Source organism: Arthrobacter sp. FX8, assembly GCF_026723805.1.
Classification (GTDB): Bacteria; Actinomycetota; Actinomycetes; order Actinomycetales; family Micrococcaceae; genus Arthrobacter.
Map to the genome: position 1 here is coordinate 2,831,852 of NZ_CP113505.1, position 19,874 is coordinate 2,851,725.

The following is a 19,874-nucleotide window of genomic DNA, read 5'->3' on the forward strand; positions in this document are numbered from 1 at the left end:
GCACCAGCCCTCACCATCCACTGCGGGTGGGCGTGTGCCCCTTTCGCGAATCCTCGGGCATGGTCATCTCGGCCCGGAGGCCGAGCAACCGGATGGGCCGGCCCGGCTCGATCTTCGCCAGGAGGTCGAAGGTCCGGGCCAGTACTTCGCCCGGATCGGACGTCGCGGGGATCTTCCGTCCGTAGGTCGTGGTGCTGAACGGGGCGTACCGCACCTTCAACGTCAGGCCAATCACCGGCCGCCCCTCGGCAGCAACATCCTCCAGCACCCGCGCGGCCAACTCCCTAACGGCGTCGTCAATTTCCGCCGCATCCGTCAGGTCGCGCTGGAAGGTGGTCTCCCTGCTGTGCCCCCGGGCCACCCAGGGAGTATCGTCGACCACCCGCGCTCCGTCACCCCGCCCAAGCTGGGCGTACCAGGGACCCATCTTGGGACCGAACTCGGGGACCAGGTCACCGGGGTCCGCGGCTGCGAGCGCCTCGACAGTCTTGATGCCCAGCTTGGCCAGGCGCTGGGAGACCTTTGCACCAATGCCCCACAGCTCAATCGTGGGACGGCCCCCCATGACGTCAAGCCAGTTGCCTTCCGTCAGCCGGAAGATGCCGGCGGGCTTGCCAAATCCGGTGGCAACCTTGGCACGGACCAGGGTGTCGCCAATCCCGATGCTGCAGTGGAGGCGCGTTTCCGCCAGGACGGCCTGCTGGATTTGCCGGGCGCAGGCCTCCGGATCCGTCGTCTCGACGCCGACGAACGCCTCATCCCAGCCGAGCACCTGCACCGTTGACCCGGGCTGCGAGCGCAGCACTGCCATGACCTTCTCCGATGCCTCCAGGTACGCCTCGTGGTCCACGGGAAGGATGACCGCGTCCGGCACTTTCCGCGCGGCGATGCGCAGCGGCATGCCGGAGCCGACGCCATAGGCCCTGGCTTCGTAGGACGCCGTAGACACGACTGCCCGTTCGGTGGGATCACCTCGGCCGCCCACGATCACTGGCTTGCCCGCGAGCTCAGGCCGGCGGAGCACTTCGACGGCAGCGATGAATTGGTCCAGGTCCACGTGCAGCACCCATGGTTCGCTCACATGCCCAGTCTGCCCCGACCCGGCGCTGCAGGCCATCCTTCCCACAACCCATCAGGGCTGGAACCCGAAAGGCGGGACTTCCGCAGGGCGTGCGGTTAGCCTTGGCCGATGACCATCGTTGAGCTGGGCGACGAAAGCGCCGCCGCGGGCGGTTCCCCCGGCCTGCGCGGCTACCTGGCAGTACCTGACGGGCAAGGCCCTTTTCCCGCCGTCGTGATGATCCATGAGGTGTTCGGCCTGGATGACCAGACCCGTCGGCACGCGGACCGTCTGGCCCGTGCCGGCTACCTCACGCTGGCCCTGGACCTGTTCAGCGACGGCGGACGGCGGCGGTGCCTGGTGGGAACCATGCGAGCCATGGCGGCCCGCAGGGGCCGGCCCTTCATCGACATCGCCACGGCCCGGAAATGGCTTGCGGAATCGGAACTCGGCAACGGCAGGACAGGGGTGATCGGCTTCTGCATGGGCGGCGGGTTCGCCCTGCTGGTGGCCCGTGACGGGTTCGATGCCGCCTCCGTCAATTACGGCCGGCTTCCGGGAAAGCAGCAGGAGGACCTGGTGGAAGCGCTGCGCGGAGCCTGTCCGATCGTGGCCAACTATGGCGGTGCTGACAAGTCACTGAAGGGAGCCGCAGCACGGCTGGAGTCAGCCCTGGACCAGCTGGGCATCGAGCACAGCGTCAAGGAATTCCCTGCGGCCGGCCACGCGTTCCTCAATGATGAAGAGCTGGGTCCGGTCCTCCTCCGGCCCTTGATGCGCGTCATGGGCGTGGGACCGGACCCGGAGTCCTCGCCCGAAGCCTGGCAGCGCATTGAGGATCACCTCGCCAGGTACCTTCGCGGCTGACGGGCCGCCTGGCTGGACGGAGCAAGGCCAAGTGGCCCAAACGCGGACGACGGCGGTCTCCCGCCAAGGGGAGTCCCGCCGTCGTCCGTGCTGCTGGGGCCGGAAGGGCTAGCTGAAGAGCTGGCTCTTGGGCTGGTTGTTCTTGACCTTCTGCCAGCCCAGCCACAGGACCAGCGCGAAGAACGGAATGGTGGCCAGGGTCCACAGGCCCAGGTAGAACACCTCGCCGTCCTTGCTGGTCATGGTGTCGAACCCGATCAGCACGGTGATGGCGAGCAGGCCCAGCATGCCCGCCCAGCTGGTCCACGGCGAGCCGGGCATGGGCAGGGTGGAAGTGACGCCCTTGCGGCGCCGCAGCACGATCTGGCTGGCGAAGATGGAGCCCCAGCAGAAGATCACGCCGATGGAGGCACTGTTGAGCGCCAGGTCGAACGCGTGCGAGCCGCCCAGCCAGATGTTCAGCAGGATGCCCACGAGGTAGAACGCGGCGATGGCCAGGATGGCTGCATACGGGACGTGCCGCTTGGACATTTTGGTGAGCCACTGCGGGGCGTGGCCGTTGTTGGCCATGGTGCGGAAGACCCGGCCGATGGAGTACAGCCCGGAGTTGCAGGAGGAGAGGGCGGCGGTGATGACGATCATGTTCATGACGTCGCCCACCCAGCCCAGGCCCATCTGGCCGAAGACGGTCACGAACGGGGACGTGCCGGCCTTGTACTGGTCGGACGGCAGCAGCATGGCCAGAAGCAGGACGGACCCTACGTAGAACACCACAATGCGCAGCACGACGGCGCGGATCGCCTTGGGCACTTCGCGTTCCGGCTTTTCCATCTCGCCGGCGGTGACGCCCACCAGTTCGATGCCGTTGTAGGCGAAGATGACGGCATTGAGGACCAGGACCATCACCAGCGCGCCCTTGGGGAACATGCCGCCCTCGGCCGCGAAGAGGTTCGACACGGACGCGTGGCCGTCGCCCACCTTGGCGTTGGTGACCACCATGAAGGTGCCCACGGCCAGGAAGATGACGATTGCGCCGACCTTGAGGCAGGAGGCCCAGAATTCGAACTCGCCGAACGCTTTGACGCTCAGCAGGTTGACGGCCACCAGGAGCGCCAGGGCGGCGATGGCCGAGGCTTCCACGGGGACATTGGGGAAGAAGAACTGGAAGTACAGGCCGATGGCGATGAGCTCGGCGATGCCGGTCATGCCCCAGTTGATGAAGTACATCCAGCCGGACAGGTAGGCGCCCTTTTGGCCGAACATCTCACCGGAGTAGCTCACCAGGGAGCCGGAGGTCTGGCGGTACATGATGAGTTCGCCCAGGGCCCGCATGAGCAGGTAGGCGATGACGCCGGCGATGGCGTAGGAGAAAATCAGGGCCGGGCCGGTGGAGGCGAGGCGGCCGCCGGCTCCCATGAAGAGGCCGACGCCGATGGCGCCGCCCATGGCGATCATGGTGACGTGGCGCCGGCCCAGCGTCTTGCTGTAGCCCTCGGCGCTGAGGGATGAGTCGACGGCGACGGATGGGGCCGTGCGGTTCTCGAGATCTGTGGGGGTACTTTGAGGCACAACGATTCCTTGTGGGTTGGGGGTTGGCCGCATCCGGACTTCGTATGATCAAGCTCACAAAATTCGGCCTCTGGGCCGTTGAACCTGCAGATGTGTGGGCGGATCGTCGAACTGCCGAAGCTTCACGCGACCTGACCATCCTACAAGACAGTCCGGAGTGGTACGTGACGCGCACTACATCTCAGCCGTCTCCAGCACCAGATTCTGCTCCGGATCCAGGGAAATCCGGTAGGTCCGCAGGGGTTCCGCTCCGGTGGTGGAGCATCCCGACGTGAGGTCGAACGCGTGCTGGTGCAGCGGACAAATCACCACCTGCCGGTCCACGGTGCCGTCCGCAACAGGGCCGCCGCGGTGGGGGCAGACCCCGGAGACCGCCCGCAACGAACCGTCCCGCAGCCGGAAGACGGCCACCTGTTCGCTCCCGACTCCGAAGGCCCTTCCCTCGCCCAGCGGAATCTGGTCCACCGGTCCCAGGACATGGGCGCCGGCACCTGTTCCGGCGCCGCTCATCGGACCGGCACCTGAGGGAGGACGGTCAGGGGCAGCGAAGTCCTGAACTGGCCGGGCGTTCGCGGGTCATCGCGTTCCTGCCACGGATCAACGTAGCTGTCCACGGAGGCCTGCATCGCCTCGTCAAGCCGTCCCGCGATCCCCTCTGCGTCCTGCACAATCACGGCCCGCAGGTGCTCGATGCCCACGCGCGGGACGAAGGCATAGGTCCGTTCCAGCCAGTTGGCCTGTTCGCGGTAGTACTGCATGAAACGGCCGGTGAGGACCTTCACCTCTTCCGGATCGTCCACGGTGGCCAGCAGGTCTCCCTTGCGGATGTGGGCACCGGCGGCTCCCCCTACATAGATCTCCCAGCGGCCGCCCTCCACTGCCACCACGCCCACATCCTTCACCAGCGATTCGGCGCAGTTCCGGGGACACCCGGAGACTGCGAGCTTGAGTTTGGCGGGCGCCTCGAGGCCCTGGAAGCGGGATTCGATCTCGATGCCCAATTTGGTGGAGTCGCCGGTGCCGTAGCGGCAAAAGTCCTTTCCCACGCAGGTTTTCACGGTGCGGAAGCTCTTGCCGTAGGCATAGCCGGAGGGCATGTCCAGGTCCGCCCACACCTGCGGCAGGTCCTCCTTGCGGATCCCCAGCAGGTCGATGCGCTGCCCCCCGGTGAGCTTGATCAGCGGGACGTTGTGCTTCTCCGCAACATCTGCGATCCGGCGCAGCTGCTGGACCGACGTCACGCCGCCCTTCATCTGGGGCACCACGGAAAAGGTGCCGTCCCGCTGGATGTTGGCGTGGACCCTGTCGTTGATGAAGCGGGCGTCGCGTTCGTCGATGTACCGGTCCCCCAGCATCATCTTGAGCAGCGAAGCCAGGCCCATCTTCGACTTTGCATCCTCGGCGCCGCCCGGCGCCAGCGCCTGGAACACGGCCGAAACCGACCGCAGGCCGCGTGCCCGGACTTCTGCCATCAGGGCCTGCTTGTCCAGGGGGATGCCGGGAACGTAGTAGCCGGCAGCGGGATCCTCTTCCACCGCTCCGTCGGCCGCCCACTCCACCACCTGCCGCACCAGGAGCTTGCAGGAGCCGCACCCTTTGCCGGCACGGGTGGCCTCCATGGCCCCGGACACCGAGGTGCAGCCGCCCTTCACCGCGCCCACCAGGTCTTCCTTGCTGACGCCGTTGCAGTTGCAGACCTGTGCTTCGCCGTCGAGCTCCGCGACTCCGGTCTCCTCCCCGGGCGCGCCAAGATCGAACATCAGCCCGAGCCGTTCCTCGGGCAACGGAAGCCCGCGGTCGAACGCCTGGGTCAGGTAGGCCACCTTGCGGCTGTCCCCCAGCAGCGTGGCGCCCACCATCTTGTTGTCCCGCACCACGATGGACTTGAAGACCCCGCGGCTGGGCTCGGAAAAGACGATGTGTTCGTCCGTCTCAAGTTCCGGCCCGTGCAGGCCCATGGAAGCCACCTCGACGCCGGCCACCTTCAGTTTGGTGGCGGTGCGCGAGCCCAGGTACGCGGCGCCCGTGTCCGTCCCCGTCACATGGTTGGCCAGCACCACCGCCTGCTCCCACAGCGGGGCCACCAGCCCGTACACCTCACCGCGGTGCTGGACGCACTCCCCCACCGCGTAGATGTCGTCCTCGTCCTGGACCCGCAGGCTGTCATCCACCACAATGGCCCGCTCCACCGGGAGCCCGCTGAGGACAGCCAGGTCCACGTTGGGACGGATCCCGGCCGCCACCACCACCATGTCGCACGCAATGTCCGGCCGGCCGCGGAGGCTGACGCCGGTCACCCTCTCCCTGCCAAGGACGGCCGTGGTCCGGCAGCCGGTCAGCACCCCGATGCCCAGGGCCTCAACGCTCCGGCGGAGCACCGCACCGCCGTCGGGCCCCATCTGTGCGCTCATCAGGTGGCCGCCGGAGTGGACCACGTCCACGCCCAGCCCGAAGCTGCGCAGCCCGGCAGCGGCCTCCAGCCCCAGCAGGCCCCCGCCGATCACCACGGCGTGCCGGTGATGTTCCTGCTGTGCGTGGGCAGCCATTTTGCGGGTGTCATCGATGGTGCGGAAGCCGAAGACGCCCTGTTTCACCGACCCGCCGGGGGTGTAAAGGCCGTCCAGGGGAGGAAGGTGGGAGCGGCTTCCCGTGGCGATGATCAGCGTGTCGTAGGGCGTCACCCGGCCGTCGCTGGAAAACACGTGCTTGGCGAACCGGTCGATCCTGTCCGCCCGGACGCCCGCGTGCAGCGTGATCCCGTTGTCCTGGTACCAGGACAGGGGGTTGAGGAAGATGTCCGCGTCGCTCTCCTCGCCCGAAAGGACGTGGCTGAGCATGATCCGGTTGTAGTTTCCGTACGGCTCGTCCCCGAACATGGTGATGCTGAACTGCTCCGCACCGCCCCGGGCCAGGATCTCCTCGACCGCCCGGGCGCCGGCCATGCCGTTGCCGATGACCACGAGGCGCCGGCGACTGTCCCCTGCGCGGGACCGGGGCCTGGGTCGGGCTGCGGCTTGCGCCCCGGTTTGCGTCTGCTCCGCCATGCTGCCCATCAGTGTTCCACCATCCCCAGGTCGATCACCACGGATCCGTGGACTCCCTCGGGCGCCGCCAGGTACAGCTCAATCACCGAGCCGCCGTCGATGTCCTCCACCACGCGCAGCGGAACATGGACCTCGTTCCTGGCTCCGATGGGGAAGTACCGCATCGGAACGCCGTTGCGCATGAGCACCACGGCGATCAGTTCGCTGCTTGAGTTGCCGCCGCGGAAGTACAGCGCCTGGTTGATCACCCCGTCCGGGACGTAGTGCGAGAGTTCGCTGTGCAGGGGGACGGGCTTCTCCATTCCCACGCCCTGGAAGTGGTAAATGCCTTGCAGGAAAAGGTTCTTGGTGATCACGGACAGATCCTTTCGGCCGGCGGAAAGACGGGCATGGGCCCATCCTCCGCCGCCGATGTTTCCGGCCGCCGGTCCCCCGGTAAAGACTGCTTTACGCGATTCTCACCGTTCCGTCAGCCCGGATACCGGCACCTGCTGCTGCCTGGTTGGGGGATAGGCTGAAAGCATGGCAACAGTCCACCGCGTACCGCCCGCGCCACAGCCCCAGCTGTACCGCTTCTCCCCCATGGACCTGGCCACGCTGTGCCTCTACGTTGCCATCGCAGGGTTCTTCGCGGTTGCCGGCGATCTGGTGGTTCCCTTCGTCCGGCAGATCGCACCGTCCCCCGCCGCCGCCACCTACGCCGTGAACCTGCTGTTCTATGCCTCGGTGGGAATACTGGCGCTGCTGGCCGCCCGCAAAGTGGTGGTCCGGGACCTCAAGGTCCTGGCAACCCGGCCCTGGTTCACGCTGCTGATGGTGCCGGCGGCCGTAATCGCCATGATGATCCTCACCGCAATTGTGGTGGCCGCCAACGGGCAGGTGGAGACCTCCGCGAACCAGGCGGGCCTGCAGGCGCTCATGCAGCAGGTTCCCGCGTGGCTCATGGTTCCGCTGCTGGTGGTGGTGGGCCCGTTCGTGGAGGAATACATCTTCCGCCACCTGCTGATCGGCAAGCTCAGCAGGCGCCTCAACATCTGGATCTGCTGTGCCCTGTCCGTCCTGCTGTTCGCAGCGCTCCACATCGTGGGGCAGGAAGCGATCACCCTCACCGCATTGCTCCCCTACCTGGCCATGGGCGCCACGCTGGTGTTCGTTTACGTGTGGACGGGGAAGAACGTGATGTTCTCCTACTTCGTGCACGCCGCCAAGAACCTGCTGGCGGTAATCCTGGTCTACGCCATCCCGCCGGAACTCTTCGAGCAGATGCAGAACATCCAGGCATAGGCCCGCTCCACAACATCTTCCGCACCGCTGCATGCGGCCGTACGGTGGACGGATGGGACTGAATATCCAGATAGTCATTGATTCCGCCAGGCCGCACGAGCTCGCCGACTGGTGGGCGGAAACCCTGCAGTGGGCCGTGGAACCGCAGGACGCCGGGTTCATCCGCTCCATGGTCGACCAGGGCTTCGCCGCGGAGGACCAGACCATGACGCACCGCGGGAACCTGGTGTGGAAGGACGGCGCTGCCATCCGGCCGCCGGAGGAGATCGAGGCCAAGGCGCCTGCGCGGCGCATGCTGTTCCAGTCGGTCCCGGAGGGAAAGACGGTGAAGAACCGGGTGCACTGGGACGTCAGGCTGGACGGCCGGGACAAGGACGAAGTGCGGCGCGAGCTTGAGGCCCGCGGCGCCTCCTTCCTGTGGTCGGCGCGGCAGGGGCCCCATTCCTGGCACACCATGGCGGACCCCGAGGGCAACGAGTTCTGCATCAGCTGATGCCGATTACTAGACTTGGACGGTGAGCAACCAGATCCCCTCCCCGGTGTCCGACGTCTTCGATCCCACGCGCTGGCGGGTGGTCTCCGGCTTCGAGGACTTCCAGGACATGACCTACCACCGGCAGGTGGAGCGGGATTCCGACGGCGGCTGGGTGCGTGACCTGCCCACGGTCCGCATCGCATTCAACCGGCCCGAGGTCCGCAACGCGTTCCGGCCGGGTACCGTGGACGAGCTCTACCGCGCCATGGACCACGCCCGGATGACCCCCGACGTGGCCACCGTGCTCCTCACCGGCAACGGCCCCTCCCCCAAGGACGGCGGCCACTCCTTCTGCTCCGGCGGCGACCAGCGGATCCGGGGCCGGGACGGCTACCGGTACGCCGACGGCGAGACGCAGGAAACCATCGACCCCGCCCGCGCCGGCCGGCTCCACATCCTGGAAGTCCAGCGGCTCATGCGCACCATGCCCAAGGTGGTCATCGCGGTGGTCAACGGCTGGGCCGCCGGCGGCGGACATTCACTGCACGTGGTCAGCGACCTCACCATCGCCTCCCGGCAGCACGGCAAGTTCAAGCAGACAGACGCCACCGTGGGAAGTTTCGACGCCGGCTACGGCTCCGCGCTGCTGGCCCGCCAGGTGGGGCAAAAGACAGCCCGGGAGATCTTCTTCCTGGCCCGCGAATATTCCGCAGAGGACATGGTTCGCATGGGTGCAGTGAATGAGGCCGTGGACCACGCGCGGCTCGAGGAAGTGGCGCTGGAGTACGCCGCGGACATCGCCCGCCAGTCCCCGCAGGCCATCCGCATGCTGAAGTTCGCCTTCAACCTCGCGGACGACGGCCTGGCCGGCCAGCAGGTGTTCGCCGGCGAAGCCACCCGCCTGGCGTACATGACGGATGAAGCCGTGGAGGGCAAGGAGGCCTTCCTGCAAAAACGCGACCCCGACTGGTCACGCTTCCCGCACTACTTCTAAGGCAGGACGGCAATGAACAGCGAAGCAACACCGGCGCCCGCCCCCACCGGGCCACTGAATATCGAACCCGCCCTGAAAGCCCTCGCGGCCGCCCTCCATGGTGAGGGCCCCGCCGTCGAACTGTCCCTGGGCCCGGACGGCAGCCTGGTCGTGGGCCACGTGGAGACGCCGGGCTGCGACGACGCCGTAGCCGTGGTCCGCACGTCAGGTTCCACCGGCACACCCAAGGCAACAGTGCTGACCGTGGAATCCCTGGCGGCCTCCTCCATGGCCACCGCCCTCCGGCTCAAGGGCGAGGGCCAGTGGCTGCTGGCGCTGCCCGTCCAGTTCGTGGCCGGCATCCAGGTGCTGGTGCGCTCCCTGTTCGCCGGCACCCGGCCCTGGGTCATGGACATGTCCGGCGGCTTCACCCCGGAGGCGTTCACGGCCGCCGCGCTGGAACTGACGGACAAAATCCGGTTCACCTCCCTTGTTCCCACCCAGCTGCAGCGGCTCCTGGACCACCCGTCACCGGACACGCTCGCCGTGCTGCGCCGCTTCAATGCCATCCTGCTGGGCGGCGCCCCGGCCCCGCCGGCCCTGCTGGCAGCCGCCCGGGACGCCGGGGCCAGGGTCATCACCACCTACGGTTCCGCAGAGACCTCCGGCGGCTGCGTCTACGACGGCTACCCCCTTGAAGGCGTCTCGGTCCGCGTGGCGGAGGACGGCCGGATCCTGCTGGGCGGGGACACGGTGGCCGCAGGCTACATCGAGGCGCCGGACGAGGAAACCGGGACGTTCTTCGAGGAGGACGGCGTGCGCTGGTACCGCACCAGCGACCTGGGCTCCATTGACGACGACGGCCGGCTCACCGTGCTGGGCCGGGCCGACGACGTCATCATCACCGGCGGCGTGAAGGTCTCCGCCGGTCACGTCCAGGAGCAGCTGGAACAATCCGACGCCGTCGCCGCGGCTTTCGTGGCCGGTGTGCCGTCCGCGGAGTGGGGGCAGGCCGTGGCCGCCTACGTGGCGCTCACCCCCGAAGGCGCGTCCGGGCAGGAAGCCGGGGACGCCGCCGTCGTGCTCCAACAACTGTGGCAGCAGCAACTGGGCGTCCTGGCGCCCAAGACCGTCCTCACCGCACCGGCCCTGCGGATGCTGCCCAACGGCAAACCGGACCGGCTCGCCATGACCGCCGAGCTCAGCGCCCTGCACGGGGGAAAGTAGAGTTGGACCTGCACCACCGCGGCGGGTGCGCACGTTCCATCCTGCCGTCTTACCGAAACAACACGAGGTACTAACCGTGGCAACAGCCGCCCAATGGATCCAAGGCGCCCGACTCCGGACGCTGCCGGCAGCGATCGCGCCAGTGCTGATCGGCACCGCCGCCGCCTACGAAATGGACTCGTTCCTCCTGCCCAACGCCATCCTTGCGGCTCTGGTGGCGCTCCTGCTCCAAGTGGGCGTGAACTATGCCAACGACTACTCGGACGGCATCCGCGGGACCGACGACGACCGCGTGGGTCCGCTGCGGCTGGTGGGCTCGGGCGCCGCCAAGCCTGAACACGTCAAGTGGGCGGCGCTGGGAACGTTCGCCCTGGCCATGGTGTTCGGCCTGGTCCTGGTGGTCCTCACCCAGGCCTGGTGGCTGATCCTGGTGGGGCTCGGCTGTGTGATGGCCGCCTGGGGCTACACCGGCGGCAAGAACCCCTACGGCTACATGGGCCTGGGCGACCTGTTCGTCTTCGTCTTCTTCGGCCTGGTGGCCACCCTGGGCACCACCTACACGCAGGCGGGCCACATCAGCCTGTCCGCGGTCATCGGAGCGATCGGCACCGGCCTGATCGCCACGGCGCTGCTCATGGCCAACAACGTCCGGGACATCCCCACCGACATGCAGGCCGGCAAGAAGACCCTGGCGGTGCGGCTGGGCGACAAGCATGCGCGGGAAAGCTACGTGCTGATGCTCGCCGTCGCCATCCTGCTGGTGGTGATCCTGGCACCGGGCCGGCCGTGGATCCTGATCGTGCTGCTGCTCATTCCGGCCTGCCTGATGCCGGCCTGGCTGATGATCAACGGGCGCAAGCGCAAAAGCCTGATCCCGGTCCTGAAGCAGACCGGCCTGATCAACCTTGGCTACAGCGTGCTGTTCTCACTGGGGCTGATCCTCAGCCACGGGTTCTAGCGCTTGTTGTTGTTGCTGCCCTTGGCGTTGTTGATGGTGATGTCCGGGTTGGCGTCCAGCAGGGCGTCCTCGGCGTTGGCGTCCTGGACTTCGCCGGCGGAGCGCAGCGGCTTGGCCTTCCCGGAGAAGCGGTGCTGCAGGGCCGCGGCGGCAGCGTCGCGCTGCTTCTGGAAGAACAGGTAGCTGATGGCAAAGGCAATGAGCGCGGCGCAGATCACGGACATCAGCACCCCCACCTGCAGAAGCGCGAACAGGGCAAACAGGGGCACGAAGATTGCCAGCCGGATCAGGGAATATTTCAAAAAGGCCACTATTCAAGTTTAGCCGCCTCCGCCAGCGGCCCCTGCGCGTCCTGACGATAGACTTAATGGCATGCTCTTCCGTGTGGCTTTGGCCGTCGCAGTCCTCGTCATCTTCGTGTATGGCCTGGTGGACGTGATTCGCACTGAGGGCCGACTGACCCGCGGGATTTCCAAACCGGCCTGGATCATCGTCCAGATTGTCCTGCCCGTCCTGGGAGCCATCCTGTGGCTGCTGATTGGCAGGCCGCGCGGTACTGAGCAGCCCCGGCCCAGCTACCCGCATCCCGTGGCTCCGGACGATGACCCGGACTTCCTCCGCAACCTTGAGGCACGGCGCCGCAAGCAGGCCGAAACGGAGCGCCTCAAGAAACTCCGGGACGAGCTGGACGCAAAAGCCAAGGAGGACGGCGGCAAAGGCCAGCGCGGCACCGATGAACACGATACCGACGGACTGAAATAACGCTTATGGCGTTCCAACCCGGCGGAGAAGAGCGGCGCGTGCCGGCTCCCCCACCGAGGCCCGGCCTGTCCTACTCCGCGCCGCCGCCCATCCCTGTCATTCCCCCGGTACCCCAGGTTGTCCGGACGGCCCGCACGCTCTGGATCTTAAGCTTCGTGGCGGGCCTGGCCGTCCTGCTGGGATCCTTCGTGGCCCGGGATTCCAACCTGCAGCGGCTCCGTGGCGTAGTGGCGGACATGGCTGCGGGCAGCGACGCCGGGTCGGTAGGGACCGCGGCGGAGATCGTCTTCTGGGGGAGCATCGGCGCCCTGTTGCTGGTGACCGTGCTTGAAGCTGCTGTCCTGGCCGCGGCGCTGGGCCGCAAAAACTGGGCCCGCTGGGTCCTGGTCCTGCTGCTGGCCGCCCACCTTCCCGTCCTGCTCCTGGCATCCGCCTTCCTGGTCCCAAACGGCGCCGACGGCAGCTACGTGGTGATGCTGTGGGGTGCCGGCCTGCTCCTGGCGTTCGCCGGGCTGGTGCTTCTGTTCCTGCCGTCCGCCGGCTCCTGGCTGAAGCGGGAGGCCACGCAGGCCTGAGCCCTACGCTGACTGCGCCTGGGCGTCCCTGGCTGCGAAATCCGCAAGGACACCCTCGCAACTGCGGATCACCACCCGGCACGTTTCAACAGCGGACCTGGCCGTCAGCGGGCTTTCAGCAACCCTGCGCCACCGCGCCAGGCAGCGCCGCGCCTCAGCGGCCAGCACGTCCGGACCGGAGTCAGGCGCCATGCCGAGCCGCAGGGATGCCGCCGCGCCGCGGCCGCCAATGAGCCGTTCAGCTTCCGCCGCCAGTTCGGGAGCCAGGTCCACTCCGGCAGTGCGCAGGGCCGCCAGCAGCCGGAGTTCGCGGAACTCATGCGCGTTGGCCTGGACGCGCTCCAGGGACGCCGCCAACTCTTGCGTTCCCTCGCGGGGGCGGCTGTCCAGGAGGTTCCCCACCGCCACCAGCACGGTCCTGGCCTTCAACGCTTCCGCCCGCGCCTGGAACTGCCGGTCCAGCACCTCCAACAGCGGATCCAGGCCGCTGCGCCGGGCCAGCTCATGGGCCAGGGGCGTTGGCTCGGGGTAGCCATTGCGGATAAGGACCACGGCCAGCCGGATACCGAAAAGCCCATAGCGCTCCAGCAGTGAGGACCGTGCCTCTTCCGTCAGTGCCACGGGTTCCCCGGACCGGCGGAACCTGTCGGCGGACAGCAACATCCGTTCGCGCGCGGCCCGGTCCAGGGTGGCCAGCAACTGGAGGGCCTCAAAGTCCGGCTGGCGCAGGGTGCGGGCACTTTGGGCCAGGAGTCCGGCCACCGGGACAACGCCCAGTGCCAGCTTCCGGAGGTTGGGGTCCCGGCTGTACCTTTCCGCGATGCTGCCGGCGGACAACAGGGAGTCGATCCGTCCGGCTCCCACCTCGTCGGTACGGGACAGCACCGCGATGGCGTTGACCGTACCCGAGCGGCCCGCCGCGGTGTCGCGGAATGATTCCAGGAACCTCAGATCGGACGCGTGCATGTGGCGCATCAGGTAGATGACGGCATCAGCTTCCGACGCCGAATCCTCCGGAGTCAGGAAACGTATGGACCGTGCGGACACGTCCTGGGACACGGAAGCGATGCCGGGGGTGTCGATCAGCGTCATGGCCTGCAGGGCCGGCGCAGGCCATTCGACGTCGAGCCGTTCCACTTCCTCCGCCTCGACGCCGTCGAGGGCGAAGACCAGGCGCCCGTCCACGCGTTTCAACGGCAGGTTCCGGGGCTCCCCAGTGACGGGGTGGAGCGTGATGCGGGGAGTGTGGCCGTGCCGGTACCAGGTGACGATCCGCGTGCATTCGCCGGTGTCCGTCGGCGCGATCTCCTCACCAATGATGGCGTTGAGGAGCGTAGACTTTCCTGCCTTCACCATGCCGGCAATGGCAATCCGCAATGGCTCGGCAAGCCGCCGCGCGTAGCCGCGCAGCGCTTCGGCAGCCTGGGTGTCGTCGCCGTAGACCTCCAGCGCTTCCCGGATCAGTCCGGCTGCCCCGGCCGTGGTGGACGGCGTCATCCAACGCCCGCCCCGGCACGGGTCCCGGCGGCCATGACCTCCGCGGCCACGGCTTCCGCGGCCCGGTGCAGCGCATCCACTTTTTTGAGTTCGGCCCTGATCTCCCGGATCCGCCCTTCCCTCTCCTCGGCATACGATTTGGCGGCCTTCTGGGCCGCGGCCACCGAATCCGACAATGACCTGTGGTACTCGTCCGCGATGTCGGTGAAGTGGTCCCGGATGGTCCGCTGGACCAGGCGCAGCCTGTCCTTGAGCTGCTTTCCCACCTGGAACGTCACGTCGTCGAGCTGGCGCCTCACCAGCGCCTTGGCCTCGCCCTGGCGCCGCTTGAGCCGCGTTTCCTTGTCCTCCCGGTAGGCCTTGCGCCCCAGCAGCAGTCCGGCGCCCACCGACAGGGGATTTATCAGGGCCATCCCGAAAATACCTGTGAGGAGGCCAAACATCAGAACGCCGCCATAGGAGCCGCGCATGCCGATCAGGACTTTCTGGATTGGGTTGACCCGGCCCGGGTCCAGTTCCGCCATCTGGTCGACCGGATCCAGCGCGTCCCCTGAATCGGCAACGTGCAGGACGGGCAGCGATACTTCGTCGGCAGCGAAATGTTCCGCCACCTGCGCCGCCAGCCACTGCGACCGCTCGCTGGTCCAGACAAAGGTGTCCGACACCGCCGCGGCGGCGCAATCTTCGAGCCACTGGGAAAATTCCGTCCAGACCGGCCCGGGATCGCCCTGGTCGATGGCCGACTCGGCTTCCCGTTGGATCCGGCGCAGGCGGTCCCGGAGGTCGTATTCCATGTCGGCAATGAGGTCGTTGATGCCGTCGCTGAGGGTCAGCTGCCAGCGCGCAGACCGTTTCCGCATGTCGTCCGCCTCTGTTTTCGCCTGCTCAAGGTCCGCGAGCATCTGCGGCGTACCCGCAGGGTTCTCCAGGGCCTCAAGCTCGGACTGCAGGGACAGCCGCAGGTTGTCCGTCACGGACAGCAGGTCCTGGCTGACGGAGCGGCGCTGGATGCGCTGCGCCTTGCCCACCACATCGTTGCGCAGATGGGCCACCAGGCCGGGAAAGCCCGATTCCGCGTTGAGCTCGCTGTCCTGGAGCCGGGAGGCCTCAAGGCGGAGGTCCGCGGAGACGGGAAACAGGGGAATGTCCGGTGCCACCTGGTCCAGGTGTGTCCTGTCCAGTTCCCCTACGCGGCGCCAGTCCGGGTAGAGGTCCGTCTTGGAAAGGACGGCTGCAACGCTGGGCGTAATCCGCATGGCCTGGCGCAGGAACCGCAGTTCCGGTTCCGTGTATTCCTGGGAGGCGTCCGAGACCAGCAGCATGGCATCCGCGGTGGGAAGGGCGGTAAGGGTGGTGAGGGTGTGGGTGGAGCCCATGCCGCCCACCCCAGGGGAATCGATGATGGTGAGCCCACCGGTGAGGATCCGTCGGGGCAGGCAGACCTCCGCGGCCGCAAGCTTCAGGCTGTTTCCCGGATTGCCCTGCTCCGAGACGAGGGCCGGCAGTTCTGCCAGGTCGACGGGCCGGCGCTCAACGTTTCCTTCCCGGCCGTCGGCGGCAGCCTCCCCGGGCGCCTTTTCAGCTGCCGGGACCAGCACGGCGGCCGAGGCCGGTTCACCATAGCGGACGATGGTGGGAACCGAGGTGGCAATATCGTCATCCACCGGGCACACCGGCGCGTTCACCAGGGCATTGATGAGCTTGCTCTTCCCCTGTTTGAACTCCCCCACCACAATCACCCGGATGCTGGGATCCTGCAGCCGTGCCATGGCCTGCTCCAGCCTCCTGCGCAGGTCCGCACGCTCCCCGCCGCCCACCAGCTGCAGGCCCTCGTCAACAAGCCTCACCAGCTGGCCGGCCGTCATGGGCCCCGCTGCCCTTGCCGGTCCTGCTTCTGCCACAGCGTGCCCCTCGTTCCAGTGCGGAAAATGTGTCCAGTGCGCCTTCGGTAATACGGGAAGAGCCCGGCAGAAGGTGGGATGCCTCCTGCCGGGCGGTTCGCCTCCCGGAAACAGCGTGTTACAGGACGGTGGAGTCGTCAACCACTGAATCGTCGATGGTGGTGTGGTTGTCCTGGTCGATATCGGTGTGGCTGGAATTGTCCTCCGTGAAATCGAACTGGTTGTCTGCCACCACCACGTTGTCCTCCACGATGCTCGTGGCCGAATTGTCCTGGAAGGAGTCCTCCACGTTGACATCCACTGTGCTGGCGGTGGAGTTGTCCTGGTTGAACGAATCTTCCAGCGTCGTGGTGCTGGAGCTGTCCTGGTTGAAGGAGTCCTCCACCTCCACCGAGGCCTGGGTGGAGTTGTCGGAATTGTCGTTGAACGAGTCGCGGACATCGAGGTCAGTATCGGTGCTGACGGAGTGGTCCGAATGGTCCGAGTAGTCGGAGTTGTCCGAGTTGTCGTTGAAGGAATCGTCAACATCCAGGCCGACGTCGGTGTTGAAGGAGTCCGAGATGTCAGTCTCCTCATTGCCGATGCCGACGTCCCCGCCGGCGTGGATGGAGTTGTCCGTGGAGTTATCCGTGGAGTTATCGGTGTTGTAGGAATCCCTGATGTTGTTCGAGTCCCTGAGATCGGCGTCATCGCCGGCGGCGACGGCCCGGTCCCCGGTGGCCACCACGGCGTCGTTGTCGAACCACTGCTCCACGTCTCCGTGCGCCCAGATGTTCTGGTTGACGGACTGGTCGGTCATGGTGTCCCGGTCGTCAACCGTGGTGGTGCTGGTGGTGTAGGAGAAGTGGTTTATCACGTTGTGCAGTTGCTGTACTGCGTGGGCGTGGTCGTCCTGGTCGTAGTTCGGGATGCCATGTACCATTCCTTGGCTTCCGGCGTGGATGGCTGTTGCGCCCCCCACAGAACCCGCTGACACAGAGCCAGCCGACGCACCTGCGCCCGCCCATGCGCTGCTGCCGCCTGTGTTGTATTCGCGTTCGAACGACGAGGCGTTGACGGTGATGGGAGCGTAGTCGAGGACAACAGGCATTGCAGCGTCAACGTCGGCCAAGCACACGTTGCCCAGGCCGTGTTCGGCCAGCGTCTTCTCCGGGTTGTCCAGGAACGCCTGGATTGCCTTGCGGCTGCCAAAGAGGTGCATCAGGAATTGAACAAGGTCGTTTGCGAGTGTTGGCATATGAGTGGTCCTCACATCTTCGTCGAGTTGCGGATCATCCGGCGGAACGTGTCTGGCTGCTTCAAAACTAGGTTCGCTGCCGGAGACTGGGCATCGGGCGCATTCCCCCTACCGGTGGAAGCCGTACCGGGGTGCTCCCGGGTCCGCGGCTAGGGGCATTAGGGACTACTCCTGTTGCGGGTTCATGTGCTGGGAATTCTCAACGCCCAAGGCCACCCGTAAACGGGCCAGCAGGTCAGACCGGTTTTCGGCGCCCAGGCGGCGGCGTATCCGGGCAATGTGGTGTTCTGCCGTCCTGGGCGAGATGTAGATGGCCTCACCGATTTCCCGGTAGGTTTTGCCCTCAAGCACCAGCCTGGCAACTTCCTTTTCCCGCTCACTCAGTCCGGAGCCGTCCGGCTGGTGCGCCCTGCCGCCGTTGTCGGCGGGGGTTCCTGCCTGGATGGCGGCCCCTGACGCGGCACCGGCCGGGTTGCCCTGCGGGTGGAGGTCCCGGGCGCAGGACAGCAGGCGCATCATGTCCCGCCGCTCGTCAGCACGTGCGGCAGCGTGGCCGGCCAGCCTTGCACCCTCCCAGGGCATTCCTACAGCGCCCAGCAGCCGGGCCGCGCCCTCCACGTCGGCAGTACGGAAGCGGCCGGCGAGCACCGAAACCCAGGCCTTTCCCGCGGTGGCCAAGACTGCGGCAAGCTGGCTGTGGACGGAGGCCCGGGCCAGTGCAGTGGCATGCGGAGCAAGATCGGCGGGGCTTTCATTCAGCAGTGCGGCCTGGACGCCGGCCCAGTGCAGGGGAACGGCCCACAGCGCGGGTTCGTCCAGGCGCCCCAGCAGCTTCCAGGCTTCTTCCAGGTAGTGCGCCACGCGCCGCGTTTCGCGCAGGCGGGCAGCAGCAATCAGCATTTCCCCCACGGCAGGAGGTTGTAGAGGTCCACCGAGGTATGGAGCATGGCCTCGCGGGCCCGCTCCCACGCCCTGAGGAGCTCCGGCACGTCACCGTTCCGCCGGGCTAGCCCCACCTCAAGTGCAGCGCACATGAACTCGTCGCGCGGGACCAGCGGCCAATGGTTGGCCTTGGCGGCTTCCGTGGCGGCAAGCCGGGCATCCTCGAGTTTGTCCTGCATCATGTCCGCCCAGGCCTGCAGCAGCAGCAGCCTGGGTTGTGCGGCATTGCCTCCCTGCCCGGCAGCGGCCGCTGCCCGGCAGACGGTTTCCGCCAGGTGCGGCTCACCGGTGTGCAGGGCCAGCAAGGCTGCCAGCGCAGCCGGCGTTTCCGGCAGCGGAAGCGATATGCCTGCCGAGTTCAGCATGTCCGAGGCATGGATCAGCACGGAGATGCCCTGTTGTGGTTTCTCCCCCAGGGATGCGAAGACCCCCTGCCCCGTCTGGACCAGCGTGGCGGCAAGAAGGGTGGGGGAAGCTGCCGGCGCGGCGGGCTGGAAGAACGCCTCCGCCCCAGACCGGTCTCCGACTCCTATCAGGACAACGGCGGCGAGGGGCGCTGATACGCCCACACGCTCGGGGCCCAACCAGTTGTAAACATCGGCCCCGCGGGCCAGCATGCCCCTTTGCGCCCACACGGAGGCGGCCACATCCGCACCCCGGCGCACATCCCGCGGGTCGGCGCTGACCAGGAGGGTGTCAATGATGCGCGCAGCCGCATCAAGCTCACCATCACCGGCCGCCGCCTGCGCGCGGCGGGCTGCCGTCGCTACCGGATCGGCGCCCGCCAGGAGGGCCTCCTCGTAAAGCTGCGATGCGAGCCGGGGGTTATGCTCCAACGCACTGTCCGCGGCCAGCTCCAGTTCAGCAGCCACCCGGGGGTCGGTGAGCCCGCCGCGGGCAAGCTCGCGGGCGAGATTACCCAACCGCTGTCCGGCGGCCGTGTAGACGCCCACGAGCTCACGCTGGAGCGCGTGCACCTTGGCAATGGGTGTGGCAGCCAGCAGTGCATGTTGCGCCGTCCCCACCACGGTGCCGTCCGGCCCAAGCAGTCCCGCGGCCTCGGCCCGGTCCACCAGGACATCGAGGTCCTCCGCCCCGCCGCTGCCGAACTTTTGCTGCAGGTCCGCAGGCAGCGGCCCCGGCAAGGCGAAGCCCACCGAGAGCGCCAGCAGCAGTTCCCGCACCACGGCGTTGGCACCCTTCAGCTGCTTGGCCATCTGCTCGGCAGCGTGCAGCGGGTGCCCCTGGTGGTCCGGTCCCGTGGACGCCGCCCCGGGTTGTTCCTCCCGTTGGAATTGTCCGTCCTGAAGCTGCCCGTCCATCTCAGGCCCCCGGAGCGGCGGTCGTGGCCGTTTCAACGGCGGCTGCGGCGGACGTGGTTTCGGGTTCAAGCGGTGTTACTTGCGGCGCTGGGCTGCCGGTAGCTTCCACGGCCACCTCCGTTGGTGTCATCGAGGGATCCGGGGCAGTTGTGGCACTTGGGCTCTCTGTCTGCGTGGGCTG

General features: G+C 67.2%; 17 protein-coding genes and 1 pseudogene. 8 read left to right on the forward strand and 10 right to left on the reverse strand.

The features are described 5' to 3' along the window. Positions 1-10 precede the first annotated feature (10 nt). A complete protein-coding gene (locus tag OUO20_RS13200; protein ID WP_442781082.1) occupies positions 11-1,117 on the reverse strand; it encodes a DNA polymerase IV in 1,107 nt (368 codons plus the stop codon). Positions 1,118-1,189: 72 nt separating this feature from the next. Here OUO20_RS13200 and OUO20_RS13205 point away from each other — a divergent pair, with 72 nt between their 5' ends. After that, positions 1,190-1,927, forward strand: a complete 738-nt coding sequence (locus OUO20_RS13205) for a dienelactone hydrolase family protein (RefSeq protein ID WP_268001916.1) — start codon at positions 1,190-1,192, stop codon at positions 1,925-1,927. Positions 1,928-2,035: 108 nt separating this feature from the next. On the opposite strand, the gene OUO20_RS13210 is transcribed toward OUO20_RS13205, so the two are convergent. From OUO20_RS13210 to OUO20_RS13225, 4 genes are all read right to left on the reverse strand, one after another. Beyond that, positions 2,036-3,496 (reverse strand): amino acid permease, encoded by a 1,461-nt coding sequence (locus OUO20_RS13210; protein ID WP_268001917.1) that lies wholly within the window; start codon positions 3,494-3,496, stop codon positions 2,036-2,038. 174 nt (positions 3,497-3,670) lie between these two features. Further along, entirely contained in the window at positions 3,671-4,006 is a 336-nt protein-coding gene (locus tag OUO20_RS13215) for a Rieske (2Fe-2S) protein (protein ID WP_018768875.1), read from the reverse strand. Beyond that, entirely contained in the window at positions 4,003-6,549 is a 2,547-nt protein-coding gene (nirB, locus tag OUO20_RS13220) for a nitrite reductase large subunit NirB (protein WP_442781083.1), read from the reverse strand. The genes OUO20_RS13215 and nirB overlap by 4 nt, the downstream gene beginning before the upstream one ends. Beyond that, complete coding sequence (locus OUO20_RS13225; RefSeq protein ID WP_018768877.1) at positions 6,549-6,896, reverse strand: hypothetical protein; 348 nt, start codon at positions 6,894-6,896, stop codon at positions 6,549-6,551. Before OUO20_RS13225 ends, nirB begins: the two co-directional genes overlap by 1 nt. Before the next feature lie 166 nt (positions 6,897-7,062). Here OUO20_RS13225 and OUO20_RS13230 point away from each other — a divergent pair, with 166 nt between their 5' ends. From OUO20_RS13230 to OUO20_RS13250, 5 genes are all read left to right on the forward strand, one after another. Beyond that, positions 7,063-7,824: a CPBP family intramembrane glutamic endopeptidase gene (locus tag OUO20_RS13230; RefSeq protein ID WP_018768878.1), complete on the forward strand. Its 762-nt coding sequence runs from the start codon at positions 7,063-7,065 to the stop codon at positions 7,822-7,824. A 52-nt stretch (positions 7,825-7,876) separates the two neighbouring features. Then, the gene (locus OUO20_RS13235) at positions 7,877-8,317 is read left to right on the forward strand and encodes a VOC family protein (RefSeq protein WP_268001918.1); all 441 of its coding nucleotides are present in this window, start codon (positions 7,877-7,879) and stop codon (positions 8,315-8,317) included. A 22-nt stretch (positions 8,318-8,339) separates the two neighbouring features. Continuing rightward, on the forward strand, positions 8,340-9,293 hold the full coding sequence (locus tag OUO20_RS13240) for a 1,4-dihydroxy-2-naphthoyl-CoA synthase (RefSeq protein ID WP_268001919.1): 954 nt from the start codon (positions 8,340-8,342) through the stop codon (positions 9,291-9,293). Positions 9,294-9,305: 12 nt separating this feature from the next. Next, complete coding sequence (locus OUO20_RS13245; RefSeq protein ID WP_268001920.1) at positions 9,306-10,499, forward strand: AMP-binding protein; 1,194 nt, start codon at positions 9,306-9,308, stop codon at positions 10,497-10,499. Between the two features lie 76 nt (positions 10,500-10,575). Beyond that, entirely contained in the window at positions 10,576-11,457 is an 882-nt protein-coding gene (locus OUO20_RS13250) for a 1,4-dihydroxy-2-naphthoate polyprenyltransferase (RefSeq protein WP_026265707.1), read from the forward strand. On the opposite strand, the gene OUO20_RS13255 is transcribed toward OUO20_RS13250, so the two are convergent. Beyond that, positions 11,454-11,768, reverse strand: a complete 315-nt coding sequence (locus tag OUO20_RS13255) for a DUF4229 domain-containing protein (protein ID WP_018768883.1) — start codon at positions 11,766-11,768, stop codon at positions 11,454-11,456. The genes OUO20_RS13250 and OUO20_RS13255 overlap by 4 nt on opposite strands. 61 nt (positions 11,769-11,829) lie before the next feature. Between OUO20_RS13255 and OUO20_RS13260 the strand changes: the two genes are divergently transcribed. Then, the gene (locus OUO20_RS13260; protein WP_018768884.1) at positions 11,830-12,219 is read left to right on the forward strand and encodes a PLD nuclease N-terminal domain-containing protein; all 390 of its coding nucleotides are present in this window, start codon (positions 11,830-11,832) and stop codon (positions 12,217-12,219) included. A 5-nt stretch (positions 12,220-12,224) separates the two neighbouring features. Then, the gene (locus OUO20_RS13265) at positions 12,225-12,794 is read left to right on the forward strand and encodes a hypothetical protein (protein WP_268001921.1); all 570 of its coding nucleotides are present in this window, start codon (positions 12,225-12,227) and stop codon (positions 12,792-12,794) included. A 3-nt stretch (positions 12,795-12,797) separates the two neighbouring features. Here the strand turns inward: OUO20_RS13265 and OUO20_RS13270 are convergent, their stop codons facing one another. The 4 genes and pseudogenes from OUO20_RS13270 to OUO20_RS13285 form a co-directional block, all read right to left on the reverse strand. Continuing rightward, a complete protein-coding gene (locus tag OUO20_RS13270) occupies positions 12,798-14,291 on the reverse strand; it encodes a dynamin family protein (RefSeq protein WP_268001922.1) in 1,494 nt (497 codons plus the stop codon). After that, the gene (locus tag OUO20_RS13275) at positions 14,288-16,156 is read right to left on the reverse strand and encodes a dynamin family protein (RefSeq protein ID WP_018768887.1); all 1,869 of its coding nucleotides are present in this window, start codon (positions 16,154-16,156) and stop codon (positions 14,288-14,290) included. Before OUO20_RS13275 ends, OUO20_RS13270 begins: the two co-directional genes overlap by 4 nt. Positions 16,157-16,310: 154 nt before the next feature. Continuing rightward, on the reverse strand, positions 16,311-17,429 hold the full coding sequence (locus OUO20_RS13280) for an IniB N-terminal domain-containing protein (protein ID WP_056392675.1): 1,119 nt from the start codon (positions 17,427-17,429) through the stop codon (positions 16,311-16,313). A 165-nt stretch (positions 17,430-17,594) separates the two neighbouring features. Beyond that, positions 17,595-19,693, reverse strand: a pseudogene (locus OUO20_RS13285) (LuxR C-terminal-related transcriptional regulator). Positions 19,694-19,874: the final 181 nt, after the last annotated feature.

What these genes read in the sequence shown, in the direction of transcription:
- OUO20_RS13200 (WP_442781082.1), bottom strand. Translation starts at nt 1,117, where the DNA reads ATGGCCTGCAGCGCCGGGTCGGGGCAGACTGGGCATGTGAGCGAACCA.
- OUO20_RS13205 (WP_268001916.1), top strand. Translation starts at nt 1,190, where the DNA reads ATGACCATCGTTGAGCTGGGCGACGAAAGCGCCGCCGCGGGCGGTTCC.
- OUO20_RS13215 (WP_018768875.1), bottom strand. Translation starts at nt 4,006, where the DNA reads ATGAGCGGCGCCGGAACAGGTGCCGGCGCCCATGTCCTGGGACCGGTG.
- nirB (WP_442781083.1), bottom strand. Translation starts at nt 6,549, where the DNA reads ATGGGCAGCATGGCGGAGCAGACGCAAACCGGGGCGCAAGCCGCAGCC.
- OUO20_RS13230 (WP_018768878.1), top strand. Translation starts at nt 7,063, where the DNA reads ATGGCAACAGTCCACCGCGTACCGCCCGCGCCACAGCCCCAGCTGTAC.
- OUO20_RS13235 (WP_268001918.1), top strand. Translation starts at nt 7,877, where the DNA reads ATGGGACTGAATATCCAGATAGTCATTGATTCCGCCAGGCCGCACGAG.
- OUO20_RS13245 (WP_268001920.1), top strand. Translation starts at nt 9,306, where the DNA reads ATGAACAGCGAAGCAACACCGGCGCCCGCCCCCACCGGGCCACTGAAT.
- OUO20_RS13260 (WP_018768884.1), top strand. Translation starts at nt 11,830, where the DNA reads ATGCTCTTCCGTGTGGCTTTGGCCGTCGCAGTCCTCGTCATCTTCGTG.
- OUO20_RS13265 (WP_268001921.1), top strand. Translation starts at nt 12,225, where the DNA reads ATGGCGTTCCAACCCGGCGGAGAAGAGCGGCGCGTGCCGGCTCCCCCA.
- OUO20_RS13270 (WP_268001922.1), bottom strand. Translation starts at nt 14,291, where the DNA reads ATGACGCCGTCCACCACGGCCGGGGCAGCCGGACTGATCCGGGAAGCG.
- OUO20_RS13275 (WP_018768887.1), bottom strand. Translation starts at nt 16,156, where the DNA reads ATGACGGCCGGCCAGCTGGTGAGGCTTGTTGACGAGGGCCTGCAGCTG.
- OUO20_RS13280 (WP_056392675.1), bottom strand. Translation starts at nt 17,429, where the DNA reads ATGCCAACACTCGCAAACGACCTTGTTCAATTCCTGATGCACCTCTTT.